Here is a 15,697-nt window from a genome sequence, read left to right as displayed (position 1 = left end):
CATAAAACCCTGCAAGGACAGCACCGAGCGAACTAGTGTCGGTACGACATCGTTTCACGGGGGTGCAGGTGCTGGAGGATCAGCAGGTGAGCGCGGGCGTCGGCGTACCGGCCGCCCGGGCCGCCCGGTGCGCGACCACCGACCTGTTCAGCGTGGTGCTCGACCTGCTGCGCGAGGTCGGGTACGACCGGATGACCATCGACGCCGTCGCCGCCCGCGCCCACGTGAGCAAGGCCACCATCTACCGGCGGTGGGACGGCAAGGCCGAGCTGGTCGTCGCCGCCCTGAGCGACCGCCAGGTCGGTGTGCTCAACCCACCCGACACCGGGTCGCTCCGGGGCGACCTGCTCGAACTGCTCCGCGCCACCGCCGCCATCTGCGTCGCCGACTGCGACCTGATGCAGGCCCTGACCTTCGCCATGCGGACCAGTCCGGAGCTGGAACGTCTGGTACGCCACCAGGTGCTGCCCGCCGGGCGGGTGGCCAGCACCGCCGTCCTCGTCCGCGCCGCCGCCCGTGGGGAGATCCCCCCGGAGGCCGGCGAGCGGGACCTGTTCCACGACCTGGCGCCCGCGCTCCTGATGTCCCGGCTGGTCGCGCACGGGTTGCCCGCCGACGACGCGTTCCTCACCCAGGTCGTCGACCAGGTGCTGATCCCGGTCCTGACCTACCGGCAGGACCGCCCGTCCCAGGCCTGATCCATCAACATCCGCACCACGGAAGGCTTCACCATGCCCGGAACCACCTCGACCGCCCCCGGCGCACCCGGCGCCGGGACGTCGACAGGCGCCCCGCACCCGCGGCGCTGGATCGCCCTGGCGGTCATCGCGGTCTCGCAGCTGATGGTCGTCCTCGACGCCACCATCGTGAACATCGCGCTCCCGCAGGCCCAGGCCGACCTGGGCATCACCGACGCGAACCGGCAGTGGGTGATCACCGCCTACACGCTGGCCTTCGGTGGTCTGCTCCTGCTCGGTGGCCGGATCGCCGACTACTGGGGGCGCAAGCGCACCTTCCTGGTCGGCATGACCGGTTTCGCGCTCGCCTCCGCGCTGGGCGGCCTGGCCACCACCGGTGGGATGCTCTTCGCCGCCCGCGCGTTGCAGGGCGCGTTCGGCGCGCTGCTCGCGCCGGCCGCGCTGGCCCTGCTCACGGTGCTGTTCACCGAGGCCACCGAGCGCGCCAAGGCGTTCGCCGTGTACGGCGCGATCGCCGGCGGCGGCTCCGCCGTCGGACTGCTGCTCGGCGGGGTGCTGACCGAGTACGCCGACTGGCGCTGGTGCCTGCTGGTCAACATCCCGGTCGCCGCCATCGCCATCGCGTTCGCCCTCCCGCTCGTGCCGGAGAGCCGGGCGCACGGCAACACCCGGTACGACGTGCCCGGCGCGGTCGTCGTCACCGCCGGTCTGGTCTCCCTCGTGTACGGCTTCACCAAGGCCGCCGAGGACGGCTGGGACGCCACGGCGACGCTCGGCTTCATCGCCGCCGGTGTGGTGCTGCTGGCTGCCTTCGTGGTGATCGAACTACGCACCAACCACCCGCTGCTGCCGCTGCGGATCATCCTGGACCGCAACCGGGGCGGGGCGTACCTCACCTCGACGCTGATCGGCGCGGGGCTGTTCGGGGCGTTCCTCTTCCTGACCTTCTACTTCCAGGTGGTCCTGCAGTACAAGCCGCTGGAGGCGGGCCTGGCGTCGCTGCCGGTCACCGCCGGTGTGCTGATCGCCGCGGGCGGCGCCAGCCAGCTCATGCCGCGACTGGGCGCCAAGCCGCTGATGGTCGCCGGCGCGGTGCTCGCCGCCCTGGGGATGGTGGTGCTGACCCAGATCGACGTCGACACCCCGTTCCTCACCCACCTGCTGCCCGCCCAGGTCATCCTGGGTCTGGGTCTCGGCTTCACCTTCGTCCCGCTGTCCAGCCTCGCCCTGGTCGGGGTGCCGGAGCACGACGCCGGCGCGGCCAGCGCGACGCTCAACGCCACCCAGCAGGTCGGCGGCTCGCTCGGCACGGCGCTGCTGAACACCTTCTACACCAGCGCGGTCACCGCCTACCTGGTCGGCCGGGCGCCGAATCCGGTGACCCAGGTGGAGGCGCTGGTGCACGGCTACCGCGTCGCGTTCGCCTGGGGCGCCGTCCTGATCGTGCTCGCCGGACTGGTCACCCTGGTCCTGGTCAAGGTGCGCAAGGAGGACATCCCGGCCGGCAATGCCGTGCACATGGGCTGAAACCGGGTAGCGTCCCGAGCATCACCGAAGATCCGTTGAGGAGACACATGTCCACGCCTGCCGACCAGATCATCCACGCGCTACGGGCGGGCCACGAGGAGCTTGCCGCGCTCGTGCGCGACCTCAAGGAAGAGGACCTGCGCCAGCCCTCGGGGGCCAGCGAGTGGCAGGTCTCCCAGGTGCTCAGCCACCTCGGCAGCGGCGCCGAGATCGGCCTCGCGGCCCTGACCGCCGCACGGGAGGGCACGCCCGCGCCGGACGGCGACTTCAACCGCGGCGTGTGGCAGCGCTGGGACGCCATGTCCCCCGAGGACCACGCCGCCGGCTTCCTGGAGGCCAACGAGCGGCTGGTCGAGGCGTACGAGGCGCTGGACGCCGAGACCCGCCGGTCGCTGCGGATCGACCTCGGTTTCCTGCCCGAGCCGGTCGACGTCGCCACCGCCGCCCGGTTCCGGCTCAGCGAGTTCGCCCTGCACCAGTGGGACGCCGAGGTGGCGTTCAACCCGTTCGCGGCGGTGACGCCGGAGGCGGTGCCGCTGCTGCTCGACCAGATCGGCGGCATGCTGGGCTGGACCAGCCGGCCCCAGGAGCTGGCCGGCCGGGAGGGCACCCTGCTGGTACGACTGCGGGACCCCGAGCGGACGTTCGGGCTGCGGCTGGGCGAGCAGGTCACCCTGACCGACGTGCCGGAGCAGCCCGACGGCGAGCTGTCCCTGCCGGCCGAGGCGTGGCTGCGGCTGGTGGTCGGCCGGCTCGGCCCGCGCTACACCCCGGACGGGGTGCAGGTCGCCGGTCCGGTGACCCTGGACGACCTGCGCCGGGTCTTCGTCGGCTTCTGAGGCGTCGCGCGGGCCGGTGCTCCCGGCCCGCGCGTACCCTCGTCAGCCCTTGACGCAGACGACCTGCTTGAGGTGCGCGACCACCTCCACCAGGTCGTCCTGCTGGGCCATCACGGCGGTGATGTCCTTGTACGCGCCGGGGATCTCGTCGACCACCCCGGCGTCCTTGCGGCACTCCACGCCCGCGGTCTGCGCGGCCAGGTCCGCAGTGCTGAACGTCCGCTTGGCCTGCGCCCGCGACATCCGCCGCCCGGCCCCGTGCGACGCCGAGCAGTACGCGTCCGGGTTGCCCCGGCCCCGCACGATGTACGACCCGGTGCCCATCGACCCGGGGATGATGCCCAGGTCACCCCGGCCGGCCCGGATCGCGCCCTTGCGGGTGACCAGCACGTCCACCCCGTCGTAGCTCTCCTCGGCGACGTAGTTGTGGTGGCACGAGATGGGCTCGTCGTAGCCGACCTGCGGGAACTGCTCGCGCACCACGTTGCAGAGCAGGGCCAGCATGACGGCCCGGTTGCGCCGCGCGTACTCCTGCGCCCACCACAGGTCCCGCCGGTACGCCTCCATCTCCGGCGTGCCGGCGAGGAACACGGCCAGGTCCCGGTCGGGCAGGTCGGCGTTGTGCGGCAGGCCCCGGGCCACGCCGATGTGCCGCTCGGCCAGTTCCTTGCCGATGTTGCGGGACCCGGAGTGCAGCATCAGCCAGACCCGGCCCTCGTCGTCGCCGCCCTGCTCGAGACAGACCTCGATGAAGTGATTGCCGCCGCCGAGCGTCCCGAGCTGCCGCTGGGCACGCGTCTCGAGCTGCGTCACCCGCCGGTCCAGGCCGGCGAAGCGGCCCCAGAAGTCGTCCCAGCCGGCCTGCTCCAGCCCCCGGACCCGACGCGGGTTGACCGCCTCGGTCCGCTGCGCGAAGCCGACCGGAATGGTGGCCTCGATCGCGGACCGCAGCCCGCCCAGGTCGTCCGGCAGGTCGGCGGCGGTCAGCGAGGTGCGCACCGCCGACATGCCGCAGCCGATGTCGACGCCGACGGCGGCCGGCGAGACGGCCTGCCGCATGGCGATCACCGAGCCGACCGTGGCCCCCTTGCCGAAGTGCACGTCAGGCATGACGGCGACACCCTGCACCCAGGGCAGCGCGCCGATGTTGCGCAGCTGCTTCGCGGCCTGCGGCTCGATGGCGTACGGGTCGGTCCAGACCCGGACTGGCGCCCGGGTGCCGGCGAGCGGGGTGAATCCCATGGTGGTCTCCGATCATGCGCCGGCCGGTTACGGCTCGGCGGTGGTACGGGTATACGGAAAGGCCGCCCGATCCCGATGGGGAGGGCGGCCGGCGGACGCGTCAGCGTCAGTCGCGCCACCTCGGCCCGGTGCCCCGCAAAGGGTTACAGGTGCTGGTCGTGGAAGGGTTGAGCAGATAACCGCCGGCAGGAGGCAGCCGCCGGGCGGCGTCGGTGCGGACGCGTCGCGACACGGCGTACTCCTCTCGTGGTTGCTCTCGACCTTGCACCGGTGACAGTAGAAGGGCGGCGGAGAGTCCGCAATGGATATCGGCCGGCCCGGTTGCTCGGGCCGGTGGCCCTGTCACCCGCGCGTCCTGTCGAGCTGCCCCAGTTATGGGGCGAGGCGCCTCACGAGCGCCACGCACAGCGAGACGGGCGCGGTCCGGACCGGGGGCGAGGCCCCTCCGCGAGCGCCACGCACAGCGGGACCGGCGCGGTCCGGACCAGGGTGAGGTGCCCCGCGAGCGCCACGCACAGCGGGACCGGCGCGGTCCGGACCAGGGGCGAGGCGCCCCGCGAGCGCCACTCGCAGCGAGACGGGCGCGGGCGCCGGACTGACGGCCTGGTCCCGGCGTCGCCCTCGGGGCCGCGATGCGCGCCCCATTTCCGGGGCAGCTCGACAGGAGCACACCGCAGGGGCCGACATGGCCGGGCCCGGCCCCTCGTCGAGAGGCCGGGCCCGAATCGCACGCTGAGGTGGCTCAGGTGTCGTAGCAGCCGTCCCACGGCGGGTCGAACCCGAGGTCGTCGGGGAGGAACTCGGCGTGGTCGTCGCCGTCGTACTCCTCGGACCAGTCGACCAGCCCGAACACGTGCCCGTCGACCTCGACCTGGAACAGCCGGATGGCGATGTCGGCGAAGACGCGGCCGGGCAGCGCGTCCAGCCACTCGATGAGGCGGGCCTCGGCCCGGTCGATGGAGGCGTCCTCGTGCTCGCTGGTGCCGGCGAACCAGATGTCGGAGTCGGTGTGCGTGCCGTCGGCGTCGAACCGGTGCAGCACCGCGTACCACCGCTTGTGGCGGTACCAGTCGTCGTCGGCTCCGACACCGTCCTCGAGAGTGGCGGTGACGGAGCCGAAGAACTGACCCTTGTCGTAGTGGCCGATGGTGCTGGTGCGGTAGTCGGGCTCGTGCGCGATCGGCACCAGGTCGGGAATCGCCATGGCCGGCAGGCTATAGCGGACCTACGACACGACCGCCAGCCGGAACGACTGCGCCGCGGTGCCGTTGCAGGTGTACTGGATGAGTTGGACGCTGTCCGCGGTGGAGGCTCCGGGCACGTCCAGGCACTTGCCGCTGGCGCGGTTCACCAGGCGGTAATAGCCGCCACCCTCGGACTCCGCGCGCCACTGCTGGTTGGTGCCGCCGCTGTAGGACCAGAGCTGGATGGGGGCCGAGTCGGCGGTCGAGCGATCCGTCACGTCGAGCACCTGGGCGCTGTTGTTGCGGTTGTTGATCCGCAGGTAGCCGTCGCTGGTCGGCACGAACTGGTACTGCTGGGCGGCGCTGTTGTTGCAGGCGTACTGCTGGATCGCGGTGCCGTTCGCGCTGGCGGCGGCCCGCGCGTCCACGCACTTGCCGCTGCCCCGGTTGACCACGGTGTGCCAGGCCGTCGGCGAGATCGGGCCGGCGCTGCCGGTCGGCGTGGGGGTCGGCGTGGGCGACGTGCCGACGCCGGCGAGCCAGTGCAGCCCGTCGATCAGCAGCTTGTTCTGCTGCGGGCTGTCGAAGGTGGACGACAGGCCGGTCTTGGTGGCGTAGTCCATCCTGTTGTGTCCGAAGTTGGCGTAGATCATCTTGAACTGGCGGTTGCTCCACACCAGCGGGTAGTAGCCGCTGTACCAGGACTGGTTGGGGTCGGTGCCGACCGGGAAGCTCGACGGGTCGACCGACGCCAGGATGTCGATGTTGGGGTTCTGCCGCAGGTCGTTGCTCCACGAGTACCACTCGCTGAACGACGACGAGAACGTCGCCGGCAGATTCCGGGTGGCGGCGTGGGTGCGGTTGTCGACGCGCATGGTGACCCGGGTCGGGAGCCAGGTGTTGGTCCGGAACGCGCCGGAGCCGAGGAAGGTGTTGTAGTACCAGCTCCAGCTCGACGGGTTGTCGGTCCAGGCGCTCACGTGGAAGCCCATCCACGCCCCGCCGTTCTGTACGTACTGCTGGAACGCGGCGCGCTGGGCCGTCGGCGGCGCGTCGTCCAGGAACATGACGACCTTGTACTGGGCCAGGTTGGAGGTGTTCAGCAGACTCCAGTTGTTGGTGGCCTCCCAGGAGAAGCCGTACTGGGCGGCGGCCTGCGGGAACCAGGCGCGCGCGTCCTTGACGAAGTCGATGTGCGCGTCGTCCCAGGTGCCGTTGTAGAAGGCCAGGACCTTGAACGTGGGCGCGGCCTGCGCGCTGCGCGCGACGCCGAGGCCGACGCCGGCGCCGACCGCGACGACCAGGGCGACGAACACGGACAGGATCCTTCTGGTACGGGAGGAGAGTTCTGCGATCACCTGATCGTCCCTTCGGTCGGGACGCGCGCCGCCGCGTCGAGGTAAATCTGTTCACAAGGTTTACAGATAGACGAAAGATTATGCGTTCCGAACCTGTGGCGTCAATCGCCGGGCCGGCGATCGGGTGGGATTCCTGCGGCAGCGGGTACTCCGCCCCGGTGACCAGCCCGGACGCCGTCGACGTCGACACCCCGCTGGCCGTGCACGTGCCCGCCGCGCCGCACGACGCCAGCGGCGAGTGGGTGCCGACCCGTGACCTGGCCGGCCTGGCCCCGGCGGCGCGACCCGCGCGTCGCTGGACCCCGAATCGGGTGGTGGCCACCCCGGCCGCCCTGGACCACCCGCACGGGCAGCGGATCGTCGACCGGGTGCAGGCGCTCGGCATCGAGGTGGAACGCCTGCGGGCGAACCGACTCAGCGGGGTGCGCGGGCAGACCGACCGCGAGACGTACGCCCGGGCCAAGGGGACCCTGGCGATCGTGGTGAGTCCGCCGTCGCGGCGCGACCTGCAACCCATCGCGCCCAGCGCCGACTGGCGCGTCGACCTCGCCGAGGGCTGCCCCGCGCACTGCCAGTACTGCTACCTGGCCGGCTCGCTCTCCGGACCGCCGGTGACCCGGGTGTACGCGGACCTCGACGACATCCTGGCCGGACTGACCCCGTACGCCGGGCGCGGCACGGTGACCAGCCGCGACGCGCGTCGCGCCGACGAGGGCACCACGTTCGAGGCGTCCTGCTACACCGACCCCCTCGCGTTGGAGCACCTGACCGGCAGTTGGCAACGGGCGGTGCGGCACTTCGCCGACTGGGACGCGCCCGTGCAGTTGCGCTGGACCACCAAGTACGCCGACGTGGACACCTTCGTGGGCCTGCCCCACCACGGCCGCACCCGGGTCCGCTTCAGCGTCAACTGCGCCCCGGTCAGCCAGCGGTTCGAGGGCGGCACCGCCCGGGTGCCGGACCGGCTCGCCGCCCTGCGTCGGCTCGCGCTCGACGGCTACCCGGTCGGGCTGACCATCGCGCCGATCATCGCGCTGCCGGACTGGCGCGAGGCGTACGGCGAGCTGCTGGACCAGGTCCGCGCGGCGGTCGACGGGGTACCGGCCCTGGACCTGACCGCCGAGCTGATCACCCACCGGTTCACGCCCGGCAGCAGGGAGGTGCTGCTCGGCTGGTACCCGCGTACCCGGTTGGAGATGGATGTGGCGGCGCGCAGCCGCAAGCACGGCCGGTTCGGCGCGGTGAAGTACGTCTACCCCCGGGACACGATGGCCGAGCTGCGACGGTGGTTCACCGACGAGCTCGCCGCGCGGGTGCCCGCCTGCCGCGTCCTCTACTGGACCTGAGCGCCGGGTCTCATCCGAGCGAGGAGCGGGCGACCGGCGCGGAGAAGAACGTGTCCGGGTACGGCTCGTCGCGCAGGCGGTAGTGCCACCACTCCCGGTCGTAGTTCACGAATCCGGCGTCGGTCATCAGCCGCCGCAGCAGGTTCCGGTTGTCCCGGGCGGCCCCGGTGATCCGGGGATCGTCGGTGTGCGCCCGGGCGTCGAAGCAGTCGAAGCCCGTACCCATGTCGATGCTGTTGTCCGGGAAACGTTGCGCCCGGGGTGCGGTGCAGGCCACCAACGACTGGCCGGGCCGGTACGGAGGTTGGCTGGCGGCAGGCTCGTCGACGAGCGTCAGGTCCAGCGTGCTGCCCCGGCTGTGCGCGGTCGGCGCGCCGATGTAGCCGTCGGCGAAGAGCCGGCCCTTCGCCACGTCGGGATAGAACTCGGCCTTGGTCTGCTGCTCGCCGGGACGCTTCGACCACGCGACGAAATCGTCGACCGCCGGCTGGGGGCGGTAGCAGTCGTACACCTTGAGGCGGTGACCCCCGGCGAGCGCGGCGTCCTGGACCCGGCGCAGCGCCTCGGCGGCCTGCCGGGTGAGCAGGCACAGCGGCTCGCGGTAGCCGGTGATCGGCCGGCCCACGAAGTTGTGCGCCGTGGCGTAGCGGATGTCGGCGTGGATGCGCGGGTCGAGGTCGGTCAGCACCACGAAGCCCGGCAAACCGCCCGCGCCCGGCGGGGTCGCGCTCGGCCGGGTAGGAGTACCGCCGGACGCCGGCGGTGGGCTCGCCGAGGCCGGGGTGGCGACCGTCGGCGCGGGGCGTGGCGGTGTGGAGCAGCCCACGAGGGCCGCGACGAGCGCCAGCACGGCAACCCCGGCCGACCGCCCTGACCTGCGCACGAGTCCTGTCTACCAAAGGCGCTCGGTGTCGCGCGGCGGATCGGCCGGGCGTCCTGGACCTGGCCCGGCGGGCCCGCTCACCCGCCGGGAGTCAGCGGAACCGGCTGAGCCGCGGCCGGCACCGCCTCGGGCGCTGCGGCCAACTGCGCGGTGAGGAAGCGCAGGGCCGCCTCGTCGTCGTCGATCCCCCCGGCCTCGTGGCCGTTGTAGCGCCACACCGACAGCTCCGTCGGTCCCGCGTGGGAGTTGTGGGCGGCGTAGACGCCCGAGGGCGGCACGATGTCGTCCATCAACGCCACCGAGTACCGGGTGGGCCGGCGGCAGCGCCGCGCGAAGTTGACCCCGTCGACGTACGACAGGGTGGTCAGCGTCCGCTCCTCGGCGTCCCGGTGGATCGCCAGGTAGTCGCGGATCTCCCGGTACGGGTGAGCGTCGGTGACCACCACCGCGCGCGGGATGTCGCAGAGGAACGGCACGAGGGCCACCACCGCCCGCACACCGGGCGCCAACGCGCCGGCCGCGAGCGCCATGGCGCCGCCCTGGCTGTGCCCGAGCACCGCCAGCCGGGTCGGGTCGACCATCGGCAGGGTACGGGCGGCGTCCACGGCGCGTACCGCGTCGGTGATCAATCGTCGGTAGTAGTAGGTGCGCGGGTCGGCGATGCCCCGCGTCGCCACGCCGGGCGCCTGCGCGCCGGTCGCGCCCAGGTCCGAGGTGTCGCCCCGGCTCCAGCCCGAGCCCTGTCCCCGGGTGTCCATCTGCAGGTGGGTGAACCCGGCGGTCGCCCAGAGCAGATTCTCCAGCGGGTGCCCGCGCCCGCCGCCGTAGCCCACGTACTGCACGACGGTCGGCAACGCGGTGCCGGTGCCGTGCGGAACCCGCAGCCAGGCCCGTACGGGCTGTCCGGCGAAGCCGGGGAACGTCACGTCGTACACGTCGATGGCGGTCAGGCCGGTCACCACGGGTTCCAACCGGACCGGCCACGCGGCCTCGCGCGCCTGGGCGAGGGTGTGCGCCCAGAAGTCGTCGAAGTCGGCGGGCTCACGCACCACGCCGCGGTACTCGCGTAGCTGCTCCTCGGGCAGGTCCGTGTACATGGCGTCCTTGTCTGTCGCGCGGGGCGGTACGCCGAGACGCATCCGACAAATTACCGGAACATTTCCGCAACTCTGCCGAACGCTATGACCGACCTGGCGTGTCGTCAACCCCCCTCGGTGAGGCAAGATGACCCGAGGAACGGGCGTGCCGTTCCGGGACACGGGACGGGCGACGCGAGCGGCGGCCCCTCCCGGAGCGGTGAAGGAGACACGGGTGGACGCGGACGACGGACGCAGGGTGACCATCACCGCGATCGCACGGGAGGCCGGCGTCTCGGTGCCGACCGTGTCGCGGGTGCTCAACGGTCGGTCCGATGTGGCCCCCGACACCCGGGAACGCGTCGAGGAGTTGTTGCGCCACCACGGCTACCGACGCCGCAGCAGCCGCAGCGTCCGTCGCGCGGGCCTTGTCGACCTGGTCTTCAACGACCTGGACAGCCCCTGGGCCGTGGAGATCATCCGGGGGGTGGAGGACGTCGGGCACGGCGCTGGTGTCGGCACCGTCGTCTCCGCGATCCACCGGCAGCCCACCGCGGCCCGGCAGTGGTTGCAGAACCTGCGCACCCGGGCCACCGACGGGGTCATCTTCGTGACCTCGCACCTGAGCCCGCCGCTGCACGCCCAGCTGCGCCGCCTCAACGTGCCGGTGGTGGTCGTCGACCCGGCCGGCGTGCCGGCGATGGACGTGCCGACCATCGGCGCCACCAACTGGGCCGGCGGCCTCGCCGCGACCGAACACCTGCTGGCGATCGGTCACCGTCGGATCGGGTTCGTGGCCGGCCCGACGCACCTGCTGTGCAGCCGGGCCCGGCTCGACGGCTACCGGGCCGGGTTGGAGGCCGCCGGGGTGCCGGTGGACGACGCGCTGATCTACCCGGGCGACTTCTACCACGCCTCCGGTTTCGCGGGCGGCACCGCGCTGCTCGACCTGCCCGATCCGCCGACCGGCATCTTCGCGGCCAGCGACCAGATGGCGTTCGGCGTCTACGAGGCCATCCGCCGCCGTGGGCTGCGGGTTCCGGACGACGTGAGCGTGGTGGGTTTCGACGACCTGCCGGAGGCCCGCTGGGCGTCACCGCCGCTGACCACCGTCCGGCAACCCCTGGTCGAGATGGGTCGCCTCGCGGCGCGGACGGTGCTGCGACTGGCCCAGGGTGAGGGCATCGACTCCCCCCGGGTGGAGCTCGCCACCGAGATGGTCGTCCGGGACAGCACCACCGCGCCGCCGACCGGCTGACCCGCGTCGTTCCGACGGCCCGAATCGGTCGGATACCTGGTTCCGGCGGTACCGGTCGGGCTTTCGGAAATTCCGGCGCGCGGTGAGCGGCCCGCGCCGCCCACCGCGCCCAGCGGATCAGTGGTGGTGTGCGCGTACGGCCCGGCAGATGGTCACCGGCAGCGCGGGCGCGCCGTCGACCGGCGCGGGATCCTCTGCCGTCGGCGCCACGCCGCCGGCGGCGATCCGGTCCAGCGTGTCCAGCCCGGCCGTGTCGACCGTGCCGAAGATCGTGTAGTTGGGTCGCAGCGCCGAGTCGGCGTACACCAGGAAGAACTGGCTGCCGTTGGTGTCCGGCCCGGCGTTGGCCATCGCCAGCACACCCCGCGCGTAGAGCCGGCGGACGCCGGTCGGGTCGGTGGGCGCGGGCGGCAGGTCGGTGGGCAGCTCGTCGCGGTACCGGTAGCCCGGTCCACCCTCGCCGGTACCGGACGGGTCGCCGCACTGCAACACGCTCAGCGTGGGGTACGCGGTCAGCCGGTGACACGGGGTGCGGTCGTAGAACCGCTTTCCGACCAGGTGCAGGAAGCTCTGTACGGTGCACGGCGCGGCGGCCCGGTCCAGGGTCAACCCGATCGGCCCCTGATTCGTGGAGAGCGTCACGCGCACGCTGCCCCGGTCCGGGGTACGACGCGGATCGGGCGGCAGCGGTACCGGCCGGGCGGCCGGCTCGTCGGGCGTCTCGGTGTACGCGCACGGGCCGTGCGTGGTGCGCGGCGGGCGGGCATCGGCGGGCGGGGCGGCCGCCGCGCGGGCTCCACCGGACGCGTCGACGGTGGCACCCGGCGCGGCCACCGCGGTGGCCGACGCGCCGACGACCAGCGCCGCGGCGATCGCCGTCACGCCCGCGAGGCGGGTCAGCGCACGCACCGACGGGCGGGGTGCCGCCGCGCCGGAGGGCGTTTCGCGTTCACTCGACACAGGGATCCTCCTGGGACTCGCGCTGCCAGAAAGACCGGAGTCTATGGATGCCGGGGCCGGTTGTCGATCGCCGCGACCGGTTGCCGACCCGTCAGGCCAACCGGCGGCGGCGGTGCCACAGCAGCCCGCCCAGCAGCACCAGCACCCCCGCGCCACTGATCGCGACCACCGACCAGAGCCAGCCGGGCCCGGTGTGCGCCGGACCGCTGGCCGCCGCCGGGCGGGCCGGACCGGGCGCGGCCAGCGCGGACGAGGCCGGCGACGGCGTGGCGGTCAGCTCACCCGGCTCGACCAGCCGACCGACGGCGGCGGCGCGGGGCAGCGAGAAACCCCAGTCCAGCAGGGCCGCACCCTGCTCCCAGCCGCGCATCGGCGCCGGCTCGGCACCCAGCAACGTCACCACCAGCCGGCGACCGTTGCGCTGCGCCGCCCCGACGTACGTGTGCCGCGCCAGGTCGGTGAAGCCCGTCTTGCCGCCCAACGCGCCCGGGTACCGGTAGATGAGCTGGTTCTCGTTCTGGATCTGGAAGCCCTTCGTCCGCTGCGCCGGCTGCGCGGGAATCGTCGCCAGGTCGGTGAGCGCGTACCGGCGGAACGTCGGCTGTGCGAAGCAGGCCCGGGCGATCAGCGCCAGGTCGTACGCGCTGGTGAACTGGCCCTTGCCGTCCAGGCCGGACGGGGTGACGGCATGCGTCTGGAGCGCCCCGAGGTGGTGCGCCTGCTCGTTCATGGCGCGCACTCCCCCGGCCGCCCCGTCCGGGCCGCCGCCGAGGCGGGCCAGCGCGTTCGCCGCCTCGTTGCCGGAGTTCAGCAGCAGCCCCAGCCAGATCGTCTCGATCGTGTAGCGGCCACCCTCGACCAGGCCGACGGCGGACGAGCCGGGCTCGATGTTCATGTCCGCGGCGGTGACGGTCACCGTCTCGGCCGGGTCGAGTCGGGGCATCATGGTGGCCGCCAGCAAGAGCTTCTGGACGCTGGCCGGCGTGCCGTACTCGTGCGGGCCGCAGCCCCCGAGCACCTGGCCGGAGTCCAGGTCCGCGACCAGCCACGAGGTGGCCGTGATCGCCGGTGGCGCGTCCACGCCGGCCGGCACGACCAGGCCGCTGGTGTCCAGCCCGGCGCCGCCGACCACCCGCGCCTCGGGCACGGCGGGCGGCGGCGACGGGCGCGGCGGCCGGGACACCGCCGGCGCCGGCACCCGCGGGCACCGCACGGCCGGCGGGGCGGCGGTACGCGTGGCCGCGGCCGCCGTGCCGACAGCCGGCGCGGGAGCGAGCAGGACGGCGGACGCCGTGACCGCCAGCAGCGCAGCAGCTCTCATGTGCCCGACCCTAGTCAACAAGATCGGCCGGCGGAGGCGGTTGGCGGGTCGGCGGTGCCGTGCTCAGGTGACGCGGCGCAGCCACCGCCGCTGCCAGGGTGTCTCGACCGCCTTCGGGTGGTAGCCCGCCCGGACCCAGGGCACCGCCTGCTCGGCCGGTAGACCGTCGAGGATCGCCAGCGCGGCCAGGGCGGTGCCGGTGCGGCCGATCCCGCCCCGGCAGGCCACCTCGACGCGTTCGCCGTCGTGCGCTCGCCGCAGCGCCGCACGCAGCGCGTCGAGAGCGTCCGCCCGGTCAACCGGCACCCAGAAGTCGGGCCACCTGATCCGCCGGTGTGGCCAGGCCGGTTCCGGACCGGGTGCCAGCAGCAGCGCGAAGTCGGCCGGCGAGGCGGTGGCGGCGATGCGACGTCCGCGTACCCGCGCCCCGCTGGGCAGTACGAGCACACCGGGTTGCTCGGGCCAGGTCTGTGCGGCATCCACCGGCACATTGTGCCGTGCCCGGGGCCGGTCATCGCGCCCGCCGGGCACAGCACCGCGCTGCACGGCCTGCCCGGTCGAGTCGGTCTGCGCCTGGCGGGCCTCCGGACAGGAGCCGCTGACCGGCCCGACCCGCCGCTCGCAGCGGTACGCGGGCACCGACCGGCAGGTGCGCGGACCGCTGCTCGGGGTGCTCCGGGAGAGCACCGGCCCGGTCCCGCACCAGCGACTCGACCAGGTGTGGACCGACGACGTGCAGCGCGCGCCCGCGCCCTGGCCGGCCTGGTGCAGGACGGCCGGGTGGAACCGGTCGGCGCCGACTCGTTCCGCGCTCGGCGCTGGATCACGCTCGATCCTGGATGTAGTGGTGTCCGCCGCGCCGGATGCCACTACATCCAGGATGCTGCGCGATCTTGCCAGCGCTCCCGGCCGGACCGCAGATGTTGCGGGATAGGGATCGGCATCCAAAAGAAAGCGCCGCCCCCGACCAGATGGTCGGGGGCGGCGCCGGTGTCGGTGTGCAGGTCGCCTCTCGGCGAGTGGCGCGACGCGGCTCCAGCCGAACGGTATTCCGCGAGGGCTATGTAGGTGAGGCCCGGGGACACTGAGTCACACCGACACTGGTTCACAACCAGCCGACGCCGCCCGATGTTCCCGCTCCGGCGAGGTCGTTCGGGAGAGACGATCCGCCGGGCGGAGATACCGATGGCCGGCACCCCGGGGGATGCCGGCCACCAATCGGGTCGTGCGGTGGGTCAGCTGTTCCAGTACTGGCCGACCAGGTCGGCGGCCTGCTGCTCCCACTGGGCGTACGCGTCCGGGTACGCCGAGACCTGCACGGTCTGCGCGGCCACGGTCAGCGGCATGTCCTGCCAACCGTCAACCTGACGCAGGCCCTTGAGGAACGCCGTCGTCGAGTACTCCGGATCGGTGATCTGCTCCGGCGTACCCCAACCACTGGACGGGCGCTGCTGGAACAGACCCAGCGAGTCGTGGTCGTTGGCGTCGCCCAGGTGGCCGAGGTTCTCCAGCTTCGACTCCTGCAGGCTCGTCGCGATCGAGATGACCGCGGCGCGCTCCGGCAGACCCGCCTTCTTCGTGGCCGCGATGATGGCCTTGGCGTTATCGACCTGCTCGTCGTTCAGGTCGATGTGCGACTGCTCGCCCTGGGTGCCGTGCGGGATCAGCTTGCTGGTGTCGGGCTTGTCGGCCTGCACCACGGCCACCGGCCGGGTGTCCGTGTGCGAGGTGGCGACGTGCGCGATCGGGCCGGCGAAGACCCCACCGGCGAACGCGAGACCGGCAACGGACAGCATGCTCTTACGGAAGATCGTGTTCATGGGGGTAGCTCCTTCGGGGGTAGGGAACACCCGCCTCACCACCGGGGAGCGGCGACGCGGATGTGCGCACCTCGTCCGGGCGCTGGCAAAGTCTTGGGGGGCGGCGGCCTGCGAGCGGGGGCTCGGGCGCCGCGGACCGGGTTCAACGACCCGACGACCGGGGTCATTCCCGGGGGCCTGGCGGC

The 15,697-nt window shown here is 72.9% G+C and carries 14 protein-coding genes and 1 pseudogene; 6 read left to right on the top strand and 9 right to left on the bottom strand.

Translation table 11 applies throughout. The features are described from left to right. The first annotated feature begins 68 nt into the window (after positions 1-68). Genes AC3EN4_RS25805 through AC3EN4_RS25795 form a run of 3 tightly spaced genes read left to right on the top strand, consistent with a single transcriptional unit; the run spans position 69 to position 3,064 of the window. On the top strand, positions 69-698 hold the full coding sequence (locus AC3EN4_RS25805) for a TetR/AcrR family transcriptional regulator (RefSeq protein WP_435208461.1): 630 nt from the start codon (positions 69-71) through the stop codon (positions 696-698). 33 nt (positions 699-731) lie between these two features. Next, on the top strand, positions 732-2,225 hold the full coding sequence (locus AC3EN4_RS25800; protein ID WP_435208459.1) for an MFS transporter: 1,494 nt from the start codon (positions 732-734) through the stop codon (positions 2,223-2,225). 47 nt (positions 2,226-2,272) lie between these two features. Beyond that, a complete protein-coding gene (locus AC3EN4_RS25795) occupies positions 2,273-3,064 on the top strand; it encodes a maleylpyruvate isomerase family mycothiol-dependent enzyme (RefSeq protein WP_435208457.1) in 792 nt (263 codons plus the stop codon). A gap of 42 nt (positions 3,065-3,106) precedes the next feature. Here the strand turns inward: AC3EN4_RS25795 and AC3EN4_RS25790 are convergent, their stop codons facing one another. From AC3EN4_RS25790 to AC3EN4_RS25780, 3 genes are all read right to left on the bottom strand, one after another. Continuing rightward, complete coding sequence (locus tag AC3EN4_RS25790) at positions 3,107-4,306, bottom strand: RtcB family protein (RefSeq protein ID WP_435208455.1); 1,200 nt, start codon at positions 4,304-4,306, stop codon at positions 3,107-3,109. A 742-nt stretch (positions 4,307-5,048) separates the two neighbouring features. Beyond that, positions 5,049-5,510, bottom strand: a complete 462-nt coding sequence (locus tag AC3EN4_RS25785; protein ID WP_422739860.1) for a hypothetical protein — start codon at positions 5,508-5,510, stop codon at positions 5,049-5,051. A gap of 21 nt (positions 5,511-5,531) precedes the next feature. After that, positions 5,532-6,848, bottom strand: coding sequence for an RICIN domain-containing protein (locus AC3EN4_RS25780; protein ID WP_435208452.1), 1,317 nt, complete (start codon positions 6,846-6,848; stop codon positions 5,532-5,534). An 80-nt stretch (positions 6,849-6,928) separates the two neighbouring features. Between AC3EN4_RS25780 and AC3EN4_RS25775 the strand changes: the two genes are divergently transcribed. Continuing rightward, positions 6,929-8,194, top strand: a complete 1,266-nt coding sequence (locus AC3EN4_RS25775; protein ID WP_435208450.1) for a spore photoproduct lyase family protein — start codon at positions 6,929-6,931, stop codon at positions 8,192-8,194. Positions 8,195-8,204: 10 nt separating this feature from the next. On the opposite strand, the gene AC3EN4_RS25770 is transcribed toward AC3EN4_RS25775, so the two are convergent. Beyond that, on the bottom strand, positions 8,205-9,077 hold the full coding sequence (locus AC3EN4_RS25770) for a M15 family metallopeptidase (RefSeq protein ID WP_435208448.1): 873 nt from the start codon (positions 9,075-9,077) through the stop codon (positions 8,205-8,207). 77 nt (positions 9,078-9,154) lie between these two features. Continuing rightward, positions 9,155-10,174 carry an acetylxylan esterase gene (locus AC3EN4_RS25765; protein WP_435208446.1) on the bottom strand — a complete coding sequence of 340 codons (1,020 nt, stop codon included), beginning with the start codon at positions 10,172-10,174 and terminating at the stop codon, positions 9,155-9,157. Between the two features lie 214 nt (positions 10,175-10,388). Between AC3EN4_RS25765 and AC3EN4_RS25760 the strand changes: the two genes are divergently transcribed. Further along, positions 10,389-11,411 (top strand): LacI family DNA-binding transcriptional regulator, encoded by a 1,023-nt coding sequence (locus AC3EN4_RS25760; RefSeq protein ID WP_422739856.1) that lies wholly within the window; start codon positions 10,389-10,391, stop codon positions 11,409-11,411. A gap of 117 nt (positions 11,412-11,528) precedes the next feature. Here the strand turns inward: AC3EN4_RS25760 and AC3EN4_RS25755 are convergent, their stop codons facing one another. From AC3EN4_RS25755 to AC3EN4_RS25745, 3 genes are all read right to left on the bottom strand, one after another. Next, entirely contained in the window at positions 11,529-12,245 is a 717-nt protein-coding gene (locus tag AC3EN4_RS25755; RefSeq protein ID WP_435208511.1) for a peptidylprolyl isomerase, read from the bottom strand. Positions 12,246-12,462: 217 nt separating this feature from the next. Beyond that, positions 12,463-13,692: a D-alanyl-D-alanine carboxypeptidase family protein gene (locus AC3EN4_RS25750; RefSeq protein ID WP_435208443.1), complete on the bottom strand. Its 1,230-nt coding sequence runs from the start codon at positions 13,690-13,692 to the stop codon at positions 12,463-12,465. 63 nt (positions 13,693-13,755) lie between these two features. Next, the gene (locus AC3EN4_RS25745) at positions 13,756-14,175 is read right to left on the bottom strand and encodes a protein-tyrosine phosphatase family protein (protein ID WP_435208441.1); all 420 of its coding nucleotides are present in this window, start codon (positions 14,173-14,175) and stop codon (positions 13,756-13,758) included. Positions 14,176-14,224: 49 nt separating this feature from the next. On the opposite strand from AC3EN4_RS25745, the pseudogene AC3EN4_RS25740 reads away from it, so the two are divergent. After that, a pseudogene (locus tag AC3EN4_RS25740) lies at positions 14,225-14,502 on the top strand (A/G-specific adenine glycosylase); the annotation flags it as partial. Positions 14,503-14,927: 425 nt separating this feature from the next. On the opposite strand, the gene AC3EN4_RS25735 reads toward AC3EN4_RS25740, so the two are convergent. Further along, complete coding sequence (locus AC3EN4_RS25735) at positions 14,928-15,512, bottom strand: hypothetical protein (protein ID WP_435208439.1); 585 nt, start codon at positions 15,510-15,512, stop codon at positions 14,928-14,930. Positions 15,513-15,697 lie beyond the last annotated feature (185 nt).

It is taken from the genome of Micromonospora sp. bgisy143 (genome assembly GCF_057708145.1).
This window is presented reverse-complemented; position numbering and strand designations above follow the sequence as displayed.